The organism is Leifsonia sp. McL0607, from assembly GCF_049993355.1.
Taxonomy (GTDB): domain Bacteria; phylum Actinomycetota; class Actinomycetes; order Actinomycetales; family Microbacteriaceae; genus Leifsonia.
In genome coordinates, this window is the sequence record NZ_CP188253.1 from 370122 (window position 1) to 390021 (window position 19900).

Genomic DNA, 19900 nt, shown 5'->3' on the forward strand with positions numbered 1-19900 from the left:
CACTGCTTTCTGCGACTCCCTCAGACTCGTCGCTAAGGACCCCCTCCCACATCGGGAAGATGCCCTATTCCGGCCGGCTCCCGCCTCAGATCGTGGCCCTCCGCCTCAGACCCCACCGCAGACACCGGGGGTCGACACACTGCCGCGGCGGGAGCAAGCTGACGTCATGGCAACGGTCAACGAGCTCCAGCCTCCCTATCGCGTCGGCTACTTCGTCGGCAGCCTCTCCTCGGCCTCCATCAACCGGAGGCTTTCGAAGGCCCTCCTCCGTCTCGCCCCCGACGAGCTCGTGTTCACCGAGATCGAGATCGGGAACCTCCCGCTCTACAACCGCGACTTCGACGGCGCCTTCCCGCAGGTCGCGCGCGACTACAAGGCGTCGATCGCCGCGCGGGAGGCGCTGCTCTTCGTCACGCCCGAGTACAACCGGTCCATCCCGGGCGCCCTCAAGAACGCGATCGACTGGGCCAGTCGGCCCTACGGGGAGAACGTGATCGCCCGCAAGGCGACGGCCGTGATCGGGGCCTCACCCGGAGCGATCGGCACCGCGATCGCGCAACAGCAGCTGCGCAGCGTGCTGAGCTTCCTGCAGGCTCCGCAGATGAACGCGCCGGAGGCCTACATTCAGCTGCGTCCCGGACTGATCGACGACGACGGCACGGTCACCGACGAGCCCACCGAGGCGTTCCTCCGCGGGTTCATGGTGTCGTTCTTCGAGTACATCGAACGCGTGCTGACCGTCGTGCCGTCGCCGCGGTGACAGCGATGCTGCTGAAGGACGCCGAGGCGCCGCGTAGCCTCGGGCTGAACGCGCTCGGACGCGACGGCGACGCGCTCGTCCTGCACGCCGTCGCCGTCGACGGCAGCCACCGGTGGACGCTCGCCGGGCCGCTGCTGAGCATGGACGAGGCGGCCGGGCTGGGGGCATGGCTGGCCGGTCTCCCCGGCGATCTCACGCTCGGCGCCGACGAGTGGACCACGCTCACCTTCCGCTCGCCCGCGCTGTCGCTCGCGGGCCGGCGCGTGCCGGGAGGCTCGGTCGAGCTTCGGGTGTCCGTGCTCGGGATGTCGAGCGGGGACGACAGCTCGCCGCCTCCCGGGCAGCCGCCCCGGACGACCAATGTGGTGCTCGGCCTCCACCTGCCGGCGGCCGCGGTCGAGGAGGCGGCGGTGGCCTTCGTCGAGGAAATCTCCGCACTGCCGCAGTAGACCGGAGCGGCCGGTCAGCGACCTCCCTCGTGCTTGCGGTGCCGCTGCGACACCGCTTGCGGGCCGTACGGGTACACCTCGGTGCGGGGTGCGCTCACCTCGTCGAGGCGGGCGACCTGCTCGTCGCTCAGGACGAGGTCGGCCGCCGCGAGGTTGTCGTCGAGCTGCTCGACGGTGCGCGCGCCCAGGATGACGCTCGTCACGGCGGGGCGGTCGACCAGCCACGCCAGCGCGACCTGCGACATGCTCGACCCGGTCTCTTCGGACACGGCCTGCACGGCGTCGATGACCTCCCAGGTGTGCGGATCGGCATTGCGGGCGGCGAAGGCCTCCATGCCGCGATTCGGGTTCTCGCCCAGGCGGGTCGCGCCGGTCGGCGCTTGGTCGCGGCGGTACTTGCCGCTCAGCCAGCCTCCCGCGAGCGGCGACCAGGGCAGCAGCCCGATGCCGGCGTCCAGCGCCGCGGGCACGATCTCGTGCTCGATGCCGCGCACGAGGAGGCTGTACTGCGGCTGCAGCGTGACCGGCGGAGCGAACCCGTAGCCGTCCGCGACGGCCACGGACTTGGTCAGCTGCCAGCCGAGGTAGTTCGAGAAGCCGTAATAGCCGATCGTGCCGGCCGTGACCGCGTCGTCCAGGAACCGCAGCGTCTCCTCCAGCGGAGTGAGAGCGTCCCAGGCGTGCATCTGGTAGAGGTCGATGTGGTCGACGCCGAGCCGGCGCAGCGAGTCGTCGAGCGCCCTGCGCAGATGGGTGCGTGAGAGGCCGAGGTCGTTCGAGCCCTCGCCCATCGGGAACCGGCCCTTCGTGGCGATGACGATCTGGTCGCGACGGCCGTGGTTGCGGGCGAGCCAGCGGCCGATGATCGACTCGGAGGCGCCGGAGCTGTAGACATCCGCGGTGTCGACGAGGGTCCCGCCGGCGTCCAGATAGCGCTCCAGGATGGCGTGGGAGGTGGCCTCGTCGGCCTCCGCTCCGAAGGTCATCGTGCCGAGCGCGAAGGCCGACACGATCGTTCCGCTGTTTCCGAGAGTCCTGAGGTCCATGGGTTCGACGCTAGCCTCGCGCGCCGATTTCGCCTACCGTTTGCCACCGTGAAGCTGCTGATGCTCTCCGACACGCACGTCCCGAAGCGGGCACGGGCGCTGCCGCCGCAGGTGCTCGCCGCTGTCGACGCCGCCGAGGTCGTGATCCACGCGGGCGACTGGGTCGACGAGGCCACACTCGACCTGCTCGAGGAGCGCTCCCGACGCCTGATCGGGGTGTGGGGCAACAACGACGGGCCCTCGCTGCGGCGGCGGCTGCCGGAGGTCGCGCGCGCGGAGCTCGGGAGCCTACGGTTCGCGGTCGTCCACGAGACCGGGCCGGCTGCCGGGCGCGAGCAGCGCTGCGAGCGCGACTTCCCCGACACGGACGTGCTCGTCTTCGGCCACTCGCACATCCCCTGGGACACCGTCTCGCCGGGCGGGCTCCGCCTCCTGAACCCCGGCTCGCCCACCGACCGCCGCCGTCAGCCCGTGTGCACCTACCTGACGGCGGAGGTCGCGGACGGCCGGGTCGGCGCGGTGCGCCTGGTCGCGCTCCCGCCCCGCTGACGGCGGCGCCGACGTCACGGGAGGGTGAGCAGGCCGTCGACGAGCAGAGCGCGGACGGCGGGCAGGAGGTCGGCGCGCAGCGCGGCCTCGTCGACTTCCAGCAGCTGCGAGAGAGCGCCGACGATCGCGCCGACCCTCAACTCGCCGTCGCACGCGCCGACCAGCGCGGCCAGCCCGGTGCCGGCGGAGACGACGCGGCCGAAGCCGCCGCCCTGCCGCAACAGGATCGCCGTCGGAGCGTCCGCGCCCGGCCACAAGTGCCGCTCCTCGGTGACGTCGGGCGCGACCGTGAGCCGGAGGCCCGCCAACGCGTCGTCGTCGAGCGCGGCCTGGGCGTCGTGCGCGGCCAGGCAGGAGGCGAGATGCACGCCCAGGCCGGCCTCGTTCGCGCCGAGGGAGCCGTGCCTCCGCTCGAAGCGGCGGAGCGTGGGCAGGCCATCCGCGCGCCGCAGGAGAATGTAGCCGAAGCCGACCTCCCGCACGCCCCTCGCCTCGAAATCGTCGAGCCACGCGCCCTCGAGCCTGTCGGACGCCGGCGTACCCTGGCGGGTGCCGCCGTCGCGGATCCACATCTCCGCGTACTGGGCGACGTCCTCGGTGTCGCGCTCGATCACCCAGGCGTCGAGCGGCTGCGCCGAGTCGTCCACCCAGCCGCGCACCCGGTCGAGCGCGTCGCCCGTTCCGCGGTACTCCCAGTTGCCCAGCAGCTGGGCGACGCCGCCCGGGGTCAGGTGCTCACCGCAGCCCGCGACGAACGCGGCCACCAGGGCGTCGCCGACCAGGCCGCCGTCGCGGTACTCGTAGGCGGGCACGCCCTCCACGCGCGGCGTGATGACGAAGGGCGGGTTGGAGACGATGTGGTCGAACGTCTCGCCGGTCACCGGCTCGAACAGACTGCCGAGCCGGAACTCGATCCCCTCGACCTCGTTGAGCTCGACGTTCAGCGCCGCGAGCCGCAGCGCGCGCTCGGAGATGTCGGTCGCGACGACCCGCTCGGCGTGCCGGGAGGCGTGCAGCGCCTGGATGCCGCAGCCCGTTCCGAGGTCGAGAGCGGAGCGCACCGGACGCTGCAGCATCAGGCCGCTGAGGGTCAGGGAGGCGCCGCCGACGCCGAGTACATGGTCTTCCGGCAGGGCACCCCCGAGCGCCAACTCGCCGAGGTCGGACACGATCCACCACTCGGCGGGGCCGACCGAGTCGACGAACGCGTACGGGCGGAGGTCGACCGCCGGGGCGACGGTCTCGCCGTCGCGGACGAGGCCGAGCTCCACAGCACCCGCCAGGCCCAGCGACGGGAAGGCCGCCTCGGCGTCCCGGCGCGGCACGGGCCTCCCGAGCACGAAGAGCGCGGCGAGCGTGCCCAGCGCGCTGGCTTCGGCCGAGGCGAGCGCCCGTTCGGCCGGCACGCGGCGGCCCCGGAACAGCGCGGCGGACGCCGCCTCCCCCCACAGATCCGTGAGCCCGTCGACGGTGAAGCCGGCGACGCGGAGGTCGGAGCGGAGGGCGGAGACGGCTGCTGAACTCACGGATCCATTCAAGCAGGAGCACAATGGGCGCTGTGACTTCCCGAGAAAGCATCGTGCGCAGGCGAGCCGTGGTGACCGGGATGGTGCAGGGCGTCGGATTCCGGTGGGGCGCCCGCGAGGAGGCGCACCGGCTCGGCGTGGCCGGCTGGGCGCGCAATCGGCTCGACGGCAGCGTCGAAGTGGAGGTGGAGGGCGAGGCCGGGCGCGTCGAGCGCATGATCGCGTGGCTGCGCTCCGGACCTCCCGGCAGTGCGGTCGACAAGGTGCGCGTGTCGGAGGCCGAGCCCGACGGGGATGACGCCTTCCGCATCCGTCAGACCGAATAGCGTGACGCAGGCGGCGCTCTGACGCAGGGCCGCCGCCGAGGGGCACAATGGGGCCATGACCCGCGCAACGCTGCTGACCATCACCGCACCCACCGGCGAGCCCGCTCCCGGTGACCCCGGCTTCGCCCTCGCCGACTTCGACGCGCCGCAGGTGCGCATCACCGATCTCGCCGTGACCCGTGGCGACGGCGTCTTCGAGACCATCGCCGTCATCGACGGCCACCCGCAGGCCCTCGGGCCGCACCTGATGCGTCTCGCGCATTCCGCCGAGCTGCTCGACCTCCCGGCCCCGGCGGAGCACGTCTGGCACGAGGCGGTGCTGGCGGGCATCGCCGACTACCGGTCGCGCAACGGAGAGGGCGGTGAGCTGTTCGCCAAGCTGATCTACACACGCGGCGTCGAGGGCACGGGCTCTCCGAGCGGCTGGATCTTCGTCGACGAGGGCGAGGACTTCACGCAGCAGCGCCTCGGCATCTCGGTCGTCGCTCTCGACCGAGGCCTGCGCCACGACGTCGCCGAGACCTCCCCGTGGCTGCTGGCGGGCGCGAAGAGCCTGTCGTACGCCGTCAACCGCGCGGCCCAGCGGGAGGCCGTCCGTCGCGGCGCCGACGATGTGATCTTCATCAGCTCCGACGGTTACGCGCTGGAGGGGCCGACCTCCAACGTCATCCTGCTGGCCGACGGCGTGGTCCGCACCCCGCAGACCGACCAGGGGATCCTCGCCGGCACCACCCAGGCGGAGGTGTTCGCCTTCTTTCAGGAGCGCGGGTACGCGACGGAGTACCGGCACATCACGAGGGACGAGCTGCAGGCGGCCGATGCCCTCTGGCTGGTCTCCAGCGTGCGGCAGGCGGCGCCGATCACCCGGGTCGACGGTCGTGAGTACCCGGTGGACGCGGAGCTGACGGCCGAGTTGAACCGGTACCTGCTGTCGCGGACGCACTGAGTCCCGTCGTCGCTTGCGGCGGAGGCCCGAGCGGACACGCGGGTGGCGGGTGCGTAACGACGGAGATCGCGGGCGAGACCGCGTGGATCTCCGTCATTGGCGACGGGTGTGCGGCGGCCGTGAGCACCACCTGTCCACCCGGCAGTGGACCCTGCGTTACACCCCGATTCGCGGGTGCATGCATTTGCAGCCTAGGCTGTACGAACCGTACCGGCGACGACGCCGGGGCCGCCGCAGGGGAAGGGAGGTCGACGTGGACGAGCAGGTCCCGAGGAGCATCGAAGTGCTGCGTCAGCAGGCGCGCGACGAGTTGGCTGCGATCATCGAGCACCGGTGCCGCGCGGGCGAGGACCCTTGGCATTTCATCCCCGACCTCCCGAGCGTCGACGAGCAGGTGGTCATCTCGCTGCGCGCCGTGGCGATCGAGGAGTTCGATCTGGCCGAGGAGCAGTCCAGGGCGCACCACCCCGCGGCCGGGCGCGACACGTACACGCGGTTCGAGTACGGCGTGCTCCGCCGCATCGCCCTGGCGCATCCCGAACTGAGCGAAGCCGTGTGGGGAATGCTCGACAAGGTCGAGCGCCCGTAGTAGACCTGGCGGCATGGGGATCGTCACCGCAGATATCGCCGTGTCGCTCGACGGCTTCGCCGCCGGGCCCAACCAGTCGCTCGAGAACCCGCTGGGCGAGAACGGGATCGAGCGACTGCACACCTGGATGTTCGAGTACGCCGATGAGCACGTCGAGGAGATCGCCGCGATCACGGCGGCCGGCGCCTACGTGATGGGCCGCAACATGTTCGGCCCGGTCCGCGGCAACTGGCCGACCGGCGGTGATCTGTCCGACTGGCGCGGCTGGTGGGGCGAGGATCCTCCGTATCACGCGCCGGTGTTCGTCCTGACGCACTATGCGCGGGAGCCGCTGGCGATGGAGGGCGGCACGACCTTCGAGTTCGTCACCGACGGCATCCACTCGGCCGCAGAACAGGCACGCGCCGTCGCCGGGGAGGCGGACGTCGCGATCGCCGGAGGCGCGGAGACGCTCAACCAGGCGCTCTGGGCGGGCATCGTCGACGAGCTGCGGCTGCACGTGGTGCCGATTACGCTCGGGGCCGGCGAGCGCGTGTTCGACCGGGTGCCTCCACTCCAACTGGAACTGCTGCGGTCGCGCGTCACCCCGCAGGTCGCACACCTGACCTATCGCGTCGTGCGCTGAGCTCAGCTCAAACCGGCCGGCGAGGTGACGGGCAACCGGCAGACGAAGTCCCTGCAGAGGTACGCCGTCGGGAGGCCGTCCCGCGCCTCCCGGCGTTCGAACAACTCGAAGCCGGCCTCCGCAAGGGCGACAGCCGCCGGTTCGTCGACGATGCCCACCACATCGGCGGGATGGCAGCGGGCGGCCGCGACGAGCCCGTCCGGATCGCTGTCGACGTCGGGCTGCGACTGCGGTCGCACCACCACCAGCTGACGCGCTTCACCGTCCAGTCGGGACATCAGCGCCAGTGCCGCCCCGAACGCGCTCGGGACGCTCACGGCCGGCCCGGCGACGAGCCGCATGGCCTCCCGGGCTGCCCGCTCGTAGCGTCGGCTCGCGGTCATCAGGAACAGGGTGTGCGCCGCCGTCGCCATCGCAGTGAGCCCCGACGGGTACGCGCCCTCCGACGGGTCGACCCGCGCCGCGAGGCCGGTCCACTGCAGCACGGAGTCGCCGCCACCCGGCACTCCGAACGGGCAGTCGTCGCCGCGCTCGGCCTCCAGACACAGGTCGACGAGATCGCGCGCATCCGACGCGGACTGGACATCACCGGCAGCGAGGGCGAACTCCAGTAGGCCGCAAGCCAGGCCTCCGTAATCTTCGAGCGTGGCGACCGCGTCGGAGACCCGGCCGGCCACCGACGCGCGCCCGAGAGTGCCGTCGGGGCGGCGGTGGGTCTCGAGCATGAGGCGCGCGGCCTCCCCCGCCGCGGCGATCCATGCCGGCCGGTCCAGGATGCGCCCCGCGCGGGCCAGCGCGCCGATCGCGAAGCCGTTCCAGCCGGTCAGCACCTTGTCGTCGAGCGCAGGAGGCCGCAGCCGCGCGCGCTCCTGCGCCGGCACGCGATAGTACGCGCCCGCCACGCGGGTGCCGTCGATCTCGCTCTCCGAGTCCTGCGCCGAGGCGAAACCGCCGTCGGGCTGGCGCAGCACGCCGAGCAGGAACGCGGCGACGCCCTCGGCCGTCTCTCGCGCCCGGTCGTCTCCGGTCTGCGACCAGGCGGCCGCGTACGCGTCGAGCAGCTGCGCATTGTCGTACAGCATGCGCTCGTAATGCGGGTCGCTCCAGTCGCGCCGGGTTGCGTAACGGAAGAAGCCGCCGTCGATCGGGTCGCGCAGCGGCGACTCCGCCATCTGTCGCAGGGTGCGGTGGGCGAGCGCACGGCCGGCCTCCCGTTCGAGCAGGAAGCCCAGCGCCGGGGCGACCGGGAACTTCGGTGCAGCGCCGAAGCCGCCGAACTGCGGGTCCTCGGTCTCCGCGAGGCGCTCGACGGCCGTGTCGAGCTGCCGCTGGTCGGGGAGGTCGGAGGCCGTGGTCGACCGGGCGGCCGCTGCAGCGAGTGCCTCCCCCACCAGGCCGGCGTCGGCCTCCAACTCGGCGCGCCGATTCGCCCAGGCGTCGGCGACAGCGTCGAGGATCTGGAGGAACGAGGCCCGGCCTCCGGTCGCCACCGGCGGGAAGTAGGTGCCGGCGAAGAACGCGCCACCGGTCGGCGTGGCGAACACGGTCAACGGCCAGCCGAGGCCGTCGGTGAAGGCGCTCGCCGCCGACAGGTAGGCGGCGTCGACGTCGGGATGCTCCTCGCGGTCGACCTTGATCGAGACGAAGCGCTCGTTGAGCCGCGCTGCGATCGCCGGGTCGCTGAAGCTCTCCCTGGCCATCACGTGGCACCAGTGGCAGGTCGCGTAGCCGATCGAGATCAGCAGCGGCACGTCGCGGCGGCGGGCCTCGGCGAACGCCTCCGGACCCCACGGGAACCAGTCGACCGGGTTGTCGGCATGCGCGCGCAGGTATGGGCTGATCGCGTCCCCGAGCCGATTCGTCATGCGCTCACCCTACGACCGCGCTTGCTAAGCTGGTCAATATGGTTGCACACGCAAATACCCCGCTCCTAACTCTGAACAACGGCATCACCATCCCGCAGTTGGGCTTCGGCGTCTTCAGGGTCGACCCGGCCGAGACGACCGGCATCGTCACCGACGCACTCGAAGTGGGCTACCGCCACATCGACACGGCCGCCATCTACGGCAACGAGGAGGGAGTGGGCGCCGCGCTCGCTTCCTCCGGCATCGCCCGCGACGAGCTGTTCGTCACCACCAAACTCTGGAACGACCGCCAATCCGACGCCGAGGCCGCGTTCGACGAGTCGCTCGCGAAGCTCGGTCTCGACTACGTCGACCTCTACCTCATCCACTGGCCGACCCCGCAGAAGGACACCTTCGTGGAGGCCTGGCACTCGCTCGAGAAGATCTACGCGACGGGCCGCGCCAAGGCTATCGGCGTCTCCAACTTCCTGGTGCCGCACCTGACCAAGCTGCTTGCGAACAGCGACGTCGTGCCCGCGGTCAACCAGATCGAGCTGCACCCGGCGCACCAACAGCCCGAGGTCACCGCGTTCTCGCGCGAGCACGGCATCGCGATCGAGGCGTGGGGTCCGCTCGGCCAGGGCAAATACCCGCTGTTCGAGGCCCCGGAGGTCGCCGGTCCGGCGACCGCGCACGGCAAGACGCCGGCCCAGGTCGTCATCCGCTGGCACCTCCAGACCGGCAACATCGTCTTCCCCAAGTCGAACCGACGCGAGCGCATGGCCGAGAACTTCGACGTGTTCGACTTCGAGCTGAGCGCCGACGAGGTCGCCGCGATCTCGGCGATGGAGCGCGAGGGCCGCGTGAGCGCGCACCCAGACGAGGTCAACTGACGCTGCCGTTCTCGGCACACGCGGGGCGCGGAGGCAAGTCCTCCGCGCCCCGCCTGCTTCATGCCGAGCAGTGTTCTTGGGCCTTGTCGTCCTCGCTATAAAGTGTGATATGGATTACAGTCAGATATCGAGAGTGCAATTCGGACCATGGGGATTGGGGTGCCGATGGGCAAGCTGCTCGCTCGACTGATGGTTGTCGTAGTCGCATTGGGCGCGTTCGCGGGGGCGTTGTCGGTCACCGGGCCGGCGAACGCCGTAGAAGATCCCAATGATCCGACTTATCCGGTGCGGGTACCCTCCTCCATGGAGGCTCCCGTCGTCGTGTGGCGATTCGACAACCGACCACCGGGCCTGGTCTTCCCGAACGGTTTCACCATCCAGGGTGGGATGCAGAACGTCCTGGCCCATGCCAGCGGTTTCACCTTCGACACGAACTACGTCGCCACCACGGGGAACCCCGATCGGCTGCGCGATTTCGTCACGACCATCGCCACTGGCCCCACGATCTGGCTGTACGAGATCCGGGCAACGCAGAACTTCTACAACGTCACCGGCACACTGGACTACCTCATCGATATGCCGAACCCGCCGGGGATCATCGCTGAAGAGGCACGCGACACCCGCGAACTCGGCGCCAATGCGCAGGAGTGGGCGTCGCTGGGCTCCATTCCCACGGGACAGATCATTCGGGCGACAATGCTCACGCTCAGCGACCTGGACCTGCCGGAGAATCAACACCGCCCGCTCCGCGACCTCACGACCAATCCGGTGCCCAACCCCGCTTATGTGTCAGATCTGACGACCGCGAATCCGTACGTCATCACCAATCCGCGGTTCAACGGTCTCAACACTCCTCATCGCTCCTACCTCTGGGGCGAGTCCTGCGATTCGACCCCCTCCTTCTCCGCACGATCTCAGAATGGTCGATGCCAGCTGGGCAGTTTCCGGCTGACACCGCTCCCCGATCCCTGGAACGGCAAATCGTTCGCGATCCGACCGAAGCTCTTCTACAACAGGGCGTTGGACATGAACCGGTCGGTGACCACCTGGCCCGCGGATGAGAACGCCCACCAGATCTTCATCCCCGAGAGTGACAGTGCCGACCCGAGCTACTACCGCCTCAAGAACGTCAGTACCAACCAATATCTGATACATGATGGCTCAAACCTCAGCGGAACTGTCTTCAGTAACTCGAGTCGCGCACTATGGAGGTTCGATCGCCAGGCCAATGGCTGGTATCGAATCGTGAGCAAAGACTCCTCGCTCGTATTGACCCGGCCGTCCACGGACTCGACGGACGTGTTCGTCACCTTCCCTCCCAAGATGCAACGGGATGCCGACGAGTGGGCGATCGCTCCGATCGGCGGCATTCCGATGCCTCACGAGCGCATCGCGCCGCACCTTCAGCCGTCTCACGTCCTCGGAGCAGTGAATGGCACGCAGCCGGGATCGTCGGTTACGCTTCAGGCCCCCCATAACAACCCTGGCTTTGCGCAACGGTGGTTCTACGACTACAACCCGAACCGCGGCGCATACCTCATCGGAAACACCGCGAGCAAAACGGCACCGGACCGGTGGTTCGCGCTCGCTCGAAGAAGCACGACGAACGCGAGCAAAGTCGAGCTATGGGACGGCGGGTATGCCGATCAATCGTGGATCATCAGGCAGAATTCTCTGGGCTTCTATGAATTCCTCAATTACGAGATGACGAAGTCCGCCGATGGAATGAGCGTGACCATTTACACTCTCGAACTCCCGGGTTCCGACACCTCGCTCGGTACCGTTGTCGCCGCGCAGCCCTATGACGGCGGCGCGAATCAGCAATGGCAGCCCTGCACAATGCACTATTTCTACTCCACGACGTGCACCCAGTAGAGGAGGGGTGAACGTCGGAAACTGCCGACGCAGCCGCGCTTCCTGCGCATCGCGGCTAGGCTCGCACCGTGAGAATCACGTCGATCACGGGGAAGATCATCTACGTCGTGGGCGCCTTCGGCCTGATCCTGGCGCTCAACTTCTTCGTGATCGACCGGCTGGTCAACGCGGCGCTGGATGTGCTGATCGTCGCCGTCCTCAACGTCGCCTACGTTCTCGTCGGCACGCGCTCGTTCCGCGGCAGTGACGAGAACCGGGAGGATCCGCGTCCGTGGTGGCGCGCCACCGCACGGCCCGCGGCCGGCTTCTGGCTGGGCGGGGTGCTCGCGATCCTCGCTTTCATCTCGTGCGTCGGCGCGCTCGCAAGCAAGCCGGAGTCGGCGTTCGTCCCCGCCATCGCCTGCCTCAGCTACGCGCTGCTCGCCGCGTACTACCTGAACTCGTCGTACCGCCTCCGCACCCTCGATACCGCATAGGTGGTTCAGATCTCAGATTTCAGATCTCAACTAGTATTGCGCCCATGGTCTCCTGGGTCATCGGCGTTGCCGCTCTCGTCCTTGCGTGCTCATTGCTGGGGAGCGCGCTCGTTGCGATAGCGCGCAGAGTGACGTTTCCTCGCATGCGGCCCCCGCTGAACGTCACCGTGTCGCGCGACTGCTCCTGGATCGAACTGGACGACACGGAACGGACGCGTACGCCCGGTCGCTATGGCTTCTGGTTCGCTGACGACTCGCACGCGGTCGTGGGCGACGTCGTAGCCGAGGCGTCGGCGGCGAACCGGATCCGGAGGGCGATCCTGACGTCGACGGGGCTCATACCGTCAGGACCGACGACCGGACGCTTGACGGGGCACGTCTACCCTGCTCCGTCCGCGCTGCCCTTCGACTGGAACGAGATCGACGTCCCGTCGCCGCTCGGCCCCTGCCCGGCTTGGGTCTTTCCCGCCGCGGAGGACAGCGGCGTCTGGGCGATCCACATCCACGGGCGTTCCACCACCCGGGTGACCACCTTGCGCGGGGTCCCCGTCGCGCACCGACTGGGATTCACGTCGCTCGTGGTGTCCTATCGCGGCGACGGTGAGGCCCCGACCGACCCGACGGCTGCCTCCGGTCTCGGCACGACGGAATGGCAGGACGTCGCGAGCGCCATCGACGTCGCCGTGTCGAACGGCGCTCGGTCGATCGTCCTCTTCGGCTGGTCGCTCGGCGGCGCAATCGCTCTGCGCGCTGCCGAGCGAACCGGCCACCGCGAGCTGATCGAGGGTATCGTCCTCGTCGGTCCACTCACGAGTTGGTCGGCAGCGATCGGGCACGCCGCGCGGCACATGCGGCTCCCCCGCGGGCTCGGCCGGCTTCTCGTCGGAATGCTGTCTACCGGCGCGGGCGCACGCCTGGCCGGCGCAGATGAGCCCTATCGTCTCGAAGAGCTCGATTGGACCGCTGCACGATCCCGCCTGACGCACCCCACGCTCGTCCTGCACAATCGGGGGGATGCTGAAGTCCCCTTCGAATCCTCGCTGGAGTTCGCTCGCCGGCACCCGGGAAAGGTCGACGTCGTCGAGTTCCCGCCGACCGCGCACTGCATGGAGTGGAACGCCGAACCGGCGAAGTTCGAAGCCGCGATAGTCGAATGGTGGGCGCGCGCCCGACGGCTGTCGAAGGGCACGTAACCGCCCCTATTCCGCGTTTTTAGGGGCGTGTGCGTGCCCCTCGGCGCTGGAGCCGGGGCTCAGCCGACAGGGGACTGCTCCTCGAAGCGCACGACGAGCTCGCGTTTGAGCACTTTGCCGCTCGGGCCGAGCGGCAGAACCTCCAGGATCTCCACCCGGCGCGGGAACTTGTAGGCTGCGACGCGCTCCTGCGCGTACCCGACGAGCTCGTCCGGGGAGGCCTCCATGCCGGGCATCAGCGTCACCGCGGCCATGATCTCTTGGCCATGCGTCTCGTGCGCGACGCCGAACACCGCGACGAGCGCGACGGCGGGGTGCGTCGACAGCACCTCCTCCACCTCCCGCGGGTACACGTTGTAGCCGTTGCGCACGATCATGTCCTTCTTGCGGTCGACGATCGTGATGTAGTCGTCGTCGCTCTTGGTCCCCAGGTCGCCGGTGCGGAACCAGCCGTCGACCATCGCCTCGGCGTTCGCCTCCGGGAGGTGAAGGTAGCCCTTCATCAGGTTGTGTCCGCGCACGACGATCTCGCCGAGCTCGCCGCGCGGCAGCAGCCGGATCGCGTCGTCGACCTCCGCGTCGGCGATCTCGACGTCCACGCCCCAGATCGGCTGACCGACGGTGCCGGGGCGCGTCGGCCGCCCGCGGTGGTTGAACGACGCGACGGGCGAGGTCTCGGTGAGGCCATAGCCCTCGTGTACGTCGATGCCGTAGACCTCCTTCATACGCTCGATGACGGCGACGGGGATGGCCGCGCCACCGCTCATGCCGTAGCGCAGCGGCGGCCTCTCGGGGTTGGTCTTTGCCGCCTCCAGCAGCGCGATGTACATCGTGGGCACGCCGGTCATGACCGTGCACTGGTGCGCGTTGAGCAGCTGCAGCGCCGTCGCCGCGTCGAACTTCGGCACCAGGACGACCGCTGCACCGGCACGGAAGCCCATGTTCATGACGCACGTCTGCCCGAACGTGTGGAAGAGCGGGAGGCAGCCGAGGATGCGGTCGGTCGGATACAGGTCGAGGGTGCCGGAGATGAGCACGTTGACCTGCTCGATGAGCGAGAAGTGGCAGCCCTCCGCGCCCTTGGGCTTTCCAGTGGTGCCGCTCGTGTAGAGGATGGTGGCGGTGTCGATCGGGTCGCGGGGCACGTAGCCGACGATGGGCTCCGCCGTCGCCGCCGCATCCTCCAGCCGGGGGAACGGCAACTGCTCGACCAGCTCGTCAGGCACGAGAACCGACAGAGTGTCGACACCGGCGAGCGCCGCACCCGTCGCGCCCTCGGCCAGCAGCGGCGCCGCGCAGATCAGGAGCTTGGAGCCGGAGTCGCGCAGCACGTACTCGATCTCGGCGGCCTTGAGCAATGCGTGGATGGGGACGACGACGGCCCCGAGGGCGAGCACGGCGTAGTACGCCCGCGGAAAGTCGGGCACGTTCGGGATCATGAGCGCGACTTTGTCGCCCGGGCCGACCCCGAGGTCCCGGAGGGCGCCGGCGTAACCGCGCGTCTGATCCCAGAGGTCGCGGTAGGCGATCTCCTGGCCGTTGAAGATCAACGCCACGTTGTCGGGCATCCTGTGCGCGGTCTCGGCCAGGATGCTGGCGACGGACATGGTGGCGTAGCCGTGGGGCATAGGGGGACTCCTTCGTCGTCGTTGACGGACCCGTTGGGGTTGAGGGAAACCTACGTCACGGCGCCCCGCCCCGCAACGCCCCAATTGGCGCGGCGATGTCCCCCATCGCCCGTGCCCCTCAGCGGTCGATTAGACTGGAGGGCTCATGTCCGCATCGGTCGCCCTCCCCCGCATCGTCTTCCCTTCCGAGCTGCCCGTCAGCCAGAAGCGCGACGACATCGCGCGCGCCATCCGCGACAGCCAGGTCGTGATCGTCGCCGGCGAGACCGGCTCGGGCAAGACGACGCAGCTGCCGAAGATCTGCCTCGAACTCGGCCGCGAGAGCATCGGCCACACCCAGCCGCGACGACTGGCCGCCCGGACGATCGCCGAGCGCATCGCCGAAGAGCTCGGCCAGAGCGTCGGCGACCTCGTCGGCTACCAGGTGCGGTTCACCGACCGCGTGTCGAAGGCCACCAGGATCAAGCTGATGACCGACGGCATCCTGCTCAACGAGATCCACCGCGACCGGATGCTGCGGAAGTACGACACGATCATCATCGACGAGGCGCACGAGCGCAGCCTCAACATCGACTTCCTGCTCGGCTACCTGCGCGAGCTGCTGCCGAAGCGACCCGACCTCAAGGTGATCATCACCTCCGCGACCATCGACCCGGCGAGCTTCGCCGCGCACTTCGCGGACCTCCAGGGCACGCCCGCGCCGATCGTGGAGGTCTCCGGCCGCACCTACCCGGTGGACGTCCGCTACCGCCCCCTCGTCGCCGAGGCGATGGAGGCCGACGATGACGAACCGGACCCGGTCCCGGCCGCCGACCGCGACTACCTGCAGGGCATCAACGACGCCCTCGACGAGCTCGCCAGGGAGGCGGCGGGCGACGTCCTCGTGTTCCTCTCGGGCGAGACCGAGATCCGCGACGCCGCCGACGCCATCCGCGGCCGCAACCTCCCAGGCACCGAGGTGCTGCCGCTCTACGGCCGGCTCTCGTCGGCGGAACAGCATCGCGTCTTCCAGCCGTCCGCGATGCCGGGTGTCCGCCGCCGCGTCGTGCTCGCCACGAACGTGGCGGAGACCAGCCTGACGGTGCCGGGCATCAAGTACGTGGTCGACGCCGGAACCGCCCGCATCAGCCGCTACTCCACGCGCGCGAAGGTGCAGCGGCTCCCCATCGAAGCGGTTTCGCAGGCCAGCGCCAACCAGCGGTCCGGCCGCTCCGGCCGCACGAGCGACGGCATCGCCATCCGCCTCTACTCTCAGGAGGACTACGAGAAGCGGCCCGAGTTCACCGAGCCGGAGATCCTGCGCACCAACCTCGCCGCGGTCATCCTGCAGATGATCTCGCTCGGGCTCGGCGACATCGCGGCGTTCCCGTTCCTGACGCCGCCGGACTCGCGGGGCATCAAGGACGGGCTCGATCTGCTGGCCGAGCTCGGCGCGATCACCACGAAGAACGGCGAGAACGCGCTCACGAAGGTGGGAAGGGCGCTCGCGCAGCTCCCGATCGACCCGCGCTTCGCCCGCATGGTGGTCGAGTCCAAGCAGCACAACACCTCCCGCGAGGTCATGGCGATCGTCGCCGGCCTCACCATCCAGGACGTGCGCGAACGCCCCGTCGAGAAGCGCGGCAGCGCCGACGAGAAGCACGCCCGCTTCGTCGACCCCACCAGCGACTTCCTCACCCTGCTCAACCTCTGGAACTACCTGGAGGCACAGCAGAAGGAGCTCTCCTCCAGCGCGTTCCGGAGGCTGTGCAAGGCCGAATACCTCAACTTCCTGCGCGTGCGCGAGTGGCAGGACGTCTACCGGCAACTGCGCCAGCTGGCCCGCCCGCTCGAACTGACGATCGGCGAGCCGTCGGTGAACCCCGACGGCATCCATCGGTCGCTGCTGGCCGGGCTGCTCTCGCACATCGGGCTCAAAGACGCTCGCCAGGGTTCATCGGGGAATGCGGGCGGCAACAAGGGGTTTGCGCGCGGTCCCCGGCAGTCCGAGTACCTCGGCGCCCGGCAGACCCGGTTCGTGATCTTCCCCGGATCCGCCCTGGCCAAGAAGCAACCGACCGCGATCATGTCCGCCGAACTGGTGGAGACCTCCCGGCTCTTCGCGCGGATGAACGCGACCGTCGACCCGGCCTGGGCCGAGCCGATCGCGGGCGACCTCTGCAAGCGGCAGTACAGCGAACCGCACTGGGAGAAGAACCAGGGCGCAGTCGTCGCCTACGAGCGCGTCACGCTGTACGGCGTGCCGATCATCCCGCGGCGCCGCGTGCAGTACGCGCGCATCGACGCCGAGCTGTCGCGCGAACTGTTCATCCGGCACGCGCTCGTCGACGGCGAGTGGGAGTCGCGGCAGGCGTTCGATCGCGCCAACCGAAAACTCCTGGCCGAGCTCCGCGAGCTGGAGGAGCGCACACGCCGCCGCGACATCCGGGGCGGCGACGAGGCCGTCTTCGAGTTCTACGACGCCCGCATCCCCGCCGACGTAGTCTCGACGCGGTCGTTCGAAGGCTGGTGGAAGAAGGCCAGGAACGAGACACCCGACCTCCTGACCATGACCCCGGAGGCGCTGCTCGAGGACGACGCGGCGGGGATCGACGAGGGGGCCTTCCCTCCCGTGTGGCGGCAGGGCGACCAGCGACTCACGCTGCGCTACCGCTTCGAGCCCGGTGCGGAGGACGACGGCGTGACCGTGCAGGTGCCGCTGCCCCTGCTGGCCGGGCTGGTCCCCGACGGCTTCGACTGGCAGGTGCCCGGACTTCGCCAGGACCTCGTGACGGCGATGATCAAGTCACTGCCCAAGGCCATCCGGCGCCAGGTCGTCCCCGCCGCCGACTGGGCCAAGCGTCTGCTCGGCGAGCTGGCGGGCGCGGCCGGCATGGAGGCCCACGACGGCGGCCGACCCGCGGCCTCCCTCGCCGACACCCTGGCGGCGACCATCTCGCGGCAGACCGGCTCCCGGGTCACCGGCGCGGACTTCGACCTCGACCGGCTGCCGGCCCACCTGCGGCCCACGTTCCAGGTGATCGGCGAGCGCGGGCGGCCGCTCGGGAGCGGCAAGGACCTCGCCGCCCTGCAGGAGGGTCTGCGCTCGCGCGCCCGCGACTCGGTCGCGCGCGTCGCAGAGGCGCGCACGCCCGACGCCATCGAACGGTCGGGCCTCACGACCTGGGACCTCGACGAGCTGCCCCGGCACCTCGACTCGACGCAGAAGGGTCCGAACGGCACGACGAACACCATCCGCGCCTACCCGGCGCTCGTCGACGACGGCGCGAGCGTCAGCCTCCGCCTGATGTCCACGCCCACCGAGCAGGCACGCGCCCTGCCGGGTGGAGTGCGGAGGCTGCTGCTGGCGAGCATCCCGTCGCCGGTCGCCTACGTGCAGCAGCACCTCACCGCGAACGAGAAGCTGACGCTCGCCGCCAGCCCGTACCCGAACACCAAGGCGCTGTTCGACGACTGCCTGCTGGCCGTCGTCGACTCGGTGCTCTACCGGATGAAGCCCGACGGCCAGCTCTTCATGCGCGCGGAGTTCGAGGCGGTCCGCGATCGGGTGTCGGGGGTCGTGATGGACTCGATGTTCGACACCGTCGCGCTCGTCACGCGCATCCTCACGACGGCGCGGGCAGCGGAGAAGGCGATCGGCGGCACGACCTCCCTCGCGTACCTCCCCGCGCTCAATGACGCGAAAACGCAGCTCGGCGGCCTCGTCTACTCCGGGTTCGTCTCGGCGACCGGCCTGGAGCAGCTCGCGCACCTCCCCCGTTACCTTTCGGGCATCTCGCAGCGCATGCAGGCACTGGCGACGAACCCGGGCCGCGACCGGGCCTGGCAGACCCAGGTGGAGACCGCGATCGCGCTCTACACGGAGGCCGGCGGCCGCACCCCGCCCGTGCCGCACGCCCCGGAGAACCTCGTGCATGCCCGCTGGATGCTTGAAGAGTTCCGCGTCTCGCTCTTCGCCCAGTCTCTCGGCACCGCCGAAACCGTCTCCCTGCAGCGCATCCGCAAAGTCCTCGCCGGCTGAGGCGGCCGCGAGGAGGCTCACAATCCCTCCGTGACCGGTCACAGCCCGTATTCTGCGCCGCCTTGCCGGGGTCACACCGGGAGGTGGAAGCCTCCGTTGGAGTAGAGGAGCTGCCCGTTCACCCAGCCGCCGGACGGCGACAGCAGGAACGCGACGAGGTCCGCGGTGTCCTGCGGGCGACCCAGGCGACCCAGCGCGGTCTCGGCGACGACCGCCTCCACGAGCTCCGGCGTCATCCAGCCGGTGTCGATCGGGCCCGGGTTGACCAGGTTCGCGGTGATGCCGAGGTGCGCGAGCTCGACGGCCGCAGCGATGACGATGCGGTCGAGCGCGCCCTTGCTGGCGCCGTACGGGAGGTTGTGGGCGGTGTGGTCGCTCGTCAGGGCGACGATGCGGCCGAGAGCCGGGCCGCCCGCCTCCGTCGGCAGTGTCGACGACCCCGCGAACTGCTCGGCGAACGCCTTGATCAACAGCCAGGTGCCGCGCGTGTTCACGGCGAAGTGCGCGTCGAAGGCCTCCACGCTCGTGTCGAGCAGTCCGCTGTCGACCGAGTGGGCGTGGCTGGCGACGAGCGCCTGGACCGGCCCCAAGCCCGCGCGCACCCGCTCGAGCGCCCGCGCGGGCGCCTCCGGGTGCGAGAGATCGACGGCGACCGGCAGCGCACGGGCGCCGAGCGCGCGCAGCTCGTCCGCGAAAGCGTCGTGGGCGCGCTCCTGCGCACCCCACGGCATCGAGGCGTCGTAGTCATCCCAGAAGCCGAAGGCGACGTCCCAGCCGAGGACGGCCTGGTTGCGGGCGATCGCCGCGCCGATCGCGTTCGGGCGGCTCGCCCCCGTGATGAAGACGACGGGACGGGAGGAGCGGGCGTCGTTGTCCATCCGACGATTCTGTCAGACAGTCACGTTCGAGTCCCCAGCTCATGAGCGCGGTTGGAGCTAGACACATCGTTCCACCTTTGGCACAATCCTGTAACGGCGGATATCTCAACCGCTCACGTTATAAATATCGAAGGGTGACCTTATGCGTAAGCTGAAAGCAGGCTTGATCGCTGCGGCTGTCGGAGGATTGATCGGTTGCGTCCAATAGCGTGGTGTACGGATCGGCGGGAAACCGTGTCGTTGTGAGTGTGGCGACGGTCACCGCGTGATCCTTCG

At 69.7% G+C, this 19900-nt stretch carries 17 protein-coding genes; 12 read left to right on the forward strand and 5 right to left on the reverse strand.

Annotation, left to right across the window (positions count from 1 at the left end; translation table 11 throughout):
* Positions 1-166 precede the first annotated feature (166 nt).
* Positions 167-760, forward strand: a complete 594-nt coding sequence (locus ACPPVW_RS01765) for an NADPH-dependent FMN reductase (RefSeq protein WP_426624840.1) — start codon at positions 167-169, stop codon at positions 758-760.
* Positions 757-1209, forward strand: a complete 453-nt coding sequence (locus ACPPVW_RS01770) for a WapI family immunity protein (RefSeq protein WP_426624841.1) — start codon at positions 757-759, stop codon at positions 1207-1209. The genes ACPPVW_RS01765 and ACPPVW_RS01770 overlap by 4 nt, the downstream gene beginning before the upstream one ends.
* Positions 1210-1223: 14 nt before the next feature.
* Here ACPPVW_RS01770 and ACPPVW_RS01775 read toward each other — a convergent pair whose 3' ends face one another.
* Positions 1224-2255 carry an aldo/keto reductase gene (locus ACPPVW_RS01775; RefSeq protein ID WP_426624842.1) on the reverse strand — a complete coding sequence of 344 codons (1032 nt, stop codon included), beginning with the start codon at positions 2253-2255 and terminating at the stop codon, positions 1224-1226.
* Positions 2256-2303: 48 nt separating this feature from the next.
* On the opposite strand from ACPPVW_RS01775, the gene ACPPVW_RS01780 reads away from it, so the two are divergent.
* Positions 2304-2804, forward strand: coding sequence for a metallophosphoesterase family protein (locus ACPPVW_RS01780; protein ID WP_426624843.1), 501 nt, complete (start codon positions 2304-2306; stop codon positions 2802-2804).
* Between the two features lie 14 nt (positions 2805-2818).
* Here ACPPVW_RS01780 and ACPPVW_RS01785 read toward each other — a convergent pair whose 3' ends face one another.
* A complete protein-coding gene (locus ACPPVW_RS01785) occupies positions 2819-4330 on the reverse strand; it encodes a DUF7059 domain-containing protein (protein WP_426624844.1) in 1512 nt (503 codons plus the stop codon).
* 32 nt (positions 4331-4362) lie between these two features.
* Here ACPPVW_RS01785 and ACPPVW_RS01790 point away from each other — a divergent pair, with 32 nt between their 5' ends.
* The 4 genes from ACPPVW_RS01790 (at position 4363) to ACPPVW_RS01805 (ending at position 6816) form a co-directional block, all read left to right on the forward strand.
* Entirely contained in the window at positions 4363-4656 is a 294-nt protein-coding gene (locus tag ACPPVW_RS01790; protein ID WP_426624845.1) for an acylphosphatase, read from the forward strand.
* Between the two features lie 55 nt (positions 4657-4711).
* The gene (locus tag ACPPVW_RS01795) at positions 4712-5602 is read left to right on the forward strand and encodes an aminodeoxychorismate lyase (protein WP_426624846.1); all 891 of its coding nucleotides are present in this window, start codon (positions 4712-4714) and stop codon (positions 5600-5602) included.
* 253 nt (positions 5603-5855) lie between these two features.
* Positions 5856-6191, forward strand: a complete 336-nt coding sequence (locus ACPPVW_RS01800) for a hypothetical protein (protein WP_426624847.1) — start codon at positions 5856-5858, stop codon at positions 6189-6191.
* Positions 6192-6204: 13 nt separating this feature from the next.
* Positions 6205-6816: a dihydrofolate reductase family protein gene (locus ACPPVW_RS01805; RefSeq protein WP_426624848.1), complete on the forward strand. Its 612-nt coding sequence runs from the start codon at positions 6205-6207 to the stop codon at positions 6814-6816.
* A gap of 2 nt (positions 6817-6818) precedes the next feature.
* Here the strand turns inward: ACPPVW_RS01805 and ACPPVW_RS01810 are convergent, their stop codons facing one another.
* Positions 6819-8681 (reverse strand): thioredoxin domain-containing protein, encoded by a 1863-nt coding sequence (locus ACPPVW_RS01810; protein WP_426624849.1) that lies wholly within the window; start codon positions 8679-8681, stop codon positions 6819-6821.
* Between the two features lie 38 nt (positions 8682-8719).
* Here ACPPVW_RS01810 and ACPPVW_RS01815 point away from each other — a divergent pair, with 38 nt between their 5' ends.
* From ACPPVW_RS01815 to ACPPVW_RS01830, 4 genes are all read left to right on the forward strand, one after another.
* Positions 8720-9553 (forward strand): aldo/keto reductase, encoded by an 834-nt coding sequence (locus tag ACPPVW_RS01815; protein WP_426624850.1) that lies wholly within the window; start codon positions 8720-8722, stop codon positions 9551-9553.
* A 165-nt stretch (positions 9554-9718) separates the two neighbouring features.
* Entirely contained in the window at positions 9719-11428 is a 1710-nt protein-coding gene (locus ACPPVW_RS01820) for an RICIN domain-containing protein (RefSeq protein WP_426624851.1), read from the forward strand.
* Between the two features lie 68 nt (positions 11429-11496).
* Positions 11497-11904 carry a hypothetical protein gene (locus ACPPVW_RS01825; RefSeq protein WP_426624852.1) on the forward strand — a complete coding sequence of 136 codons (408 nt, stop codon included), beginning with the start codon at positions 11497-11499 and terminating at the stop codon, positions 11902-11904.
* 143 nt (positions 11905-12047) lie between these two features.
* The gene (locus ACPPVW_RS01830; RefSeq protein WP_426624853.1) at positions 12048-13097 is read left to right on the forward strand and encodes an alpha/beta hydrolase family protein; all 1050 of its coding nucleotides are present in this window, start codon (positions 12048-12050) and stop codon (positions 13095-13097) included.
* Positions 13098-13156: 59 nt separating this feature from the next.
* On the opposite strand, the gene ACPPVW_RS01835 is transcribed toward ACPPVW_RS01830, so the two are convergent.
* Positions 13157-14725 (reverse strand): long-chain-fatty-acid--CoA ligase, encoded by a 1569-nt coding sequence (locus ACPPVW_RS01835; RefSeq protein WP_426624854.1) that lies wholly within the window; start codon positions 14723-14725, stop codon positions 13157-13159.
* Positions 14726-14870: 145 nt separating this feature from the next.
* On the opposite strand from ACPPVW_RS01835, the gene hrpA reads away from it, so the two are divergent.
* Entirely contained in the window at positions 14871-18746 is a 3876-nt protein-coding gene (gene hrpA / locus ACPPVW_RS01840; RefSeq protein WP_426624855.1) for an ATP-dependent RNA helicase HrpA, read from the forward strand.
* 71 nt (positions 18747-18817) lie between these two features.
* Here hrpA and ACPPVW_RS01845 read toward each other — a convergent pair whose 3' ends face one another.
* Positions 18818-19624 carry an SDR family oxidoreductase gene (locus ACPPVW_RS01845; RefSeq protein ID WP_426624856.1) on the reverse strand — a complete coding sequence of 269 codons (807 nt, stop codon included), beginning with the start codon at positions 19622-19624 and terminating at the stop codon, positions 18818-18820.
* Between the last annotated feature and the right edge of the window lie 276 nt (positions 19625-19900).

Excerpts from the sequence above, each read along its gene's own strand:
- ACPPVW_RS01765 (WP_426624840.1), top strand. The coding sequence starts at position 167 with ATGGCAACGGTCAACGAGCTCCAGCCTCCCTATCGCGTCGGCTACTTC.
- ACPPVW_RS01775 (WP_426624842.1), bottom strand. The coding sequence starts at position 2,255 with ATGGACCTCAGGACTCTCGGAAACAGCGGAACGATCGTGTCGGCCTTC.
- ACPPVW_RS01795 (WP_426624846.1), top strand. The coding sequence starts at position 4,712 with ATGACCCGCGCAACGCTGCTGACCATCACCGCACCCACCGGCGAGCCC.
- ACPPVW_RS01805 (WP_426624848.1), top strand. The coding sequence starts at position 6,205 with ATGGGGATCGTCACCGCAGATATCGCCGTGTCGCTCGACGGCTTCGCC.
- ACPPVW_RS01810 (WP_426624849.1), bottom strand. The coding sequence starts at position 8,681 with ATGACGAATCGGCTCGGGGACGCGATCAGCCCATACCTGCGCGCGCAT.
- ACPPVW_RS01815 (WP_426624850.1), top strand. The coding sequence starts at position 8,720 with ATGGTTGCACACGCAAATACCCCGCTCCTAACTCTGAACAACGGCATC.
- ACPPVW_RS01820 (WP_426624851.1), top strand. The coding sequence starts at position 9,719 with ATGGGCAAGCTGCTCGCTCGACTGATGGTTGTCGTAGTCGCATTGGGC.
- ACPPVW_RS01830 (WP_426624853.1), top strand. The coding sequence starts at position 12,048 with ATGCGGCCCCCGCTGAACGTCACCGTGTCGCGCGACTGCTCCTGGATC.
- ACPPVW_RS01835 (WP_426624854.1), bottom strand. The coding sequence starts at position 14,725 with ATGCCCCACGGCTACGCCACCATGTCCGTCGCCAGCATCCTGGCCGAG.
- hrpA (WP_426624855.1), top strand. The coding sequence starts at position 14,871 with ATGTCCGCATCGGTCGCCCTCCCCCGCATCGTCTTCCCTTCCGAGCTG.
- ACPPVW_RS01845 (WP_426624856.1), bottom strand. The coding sequence starts at position 19,624 with ATGGACAACGACGCCCGCTCCTCCCGTCCCGTCGTCTTCATCACGGGG.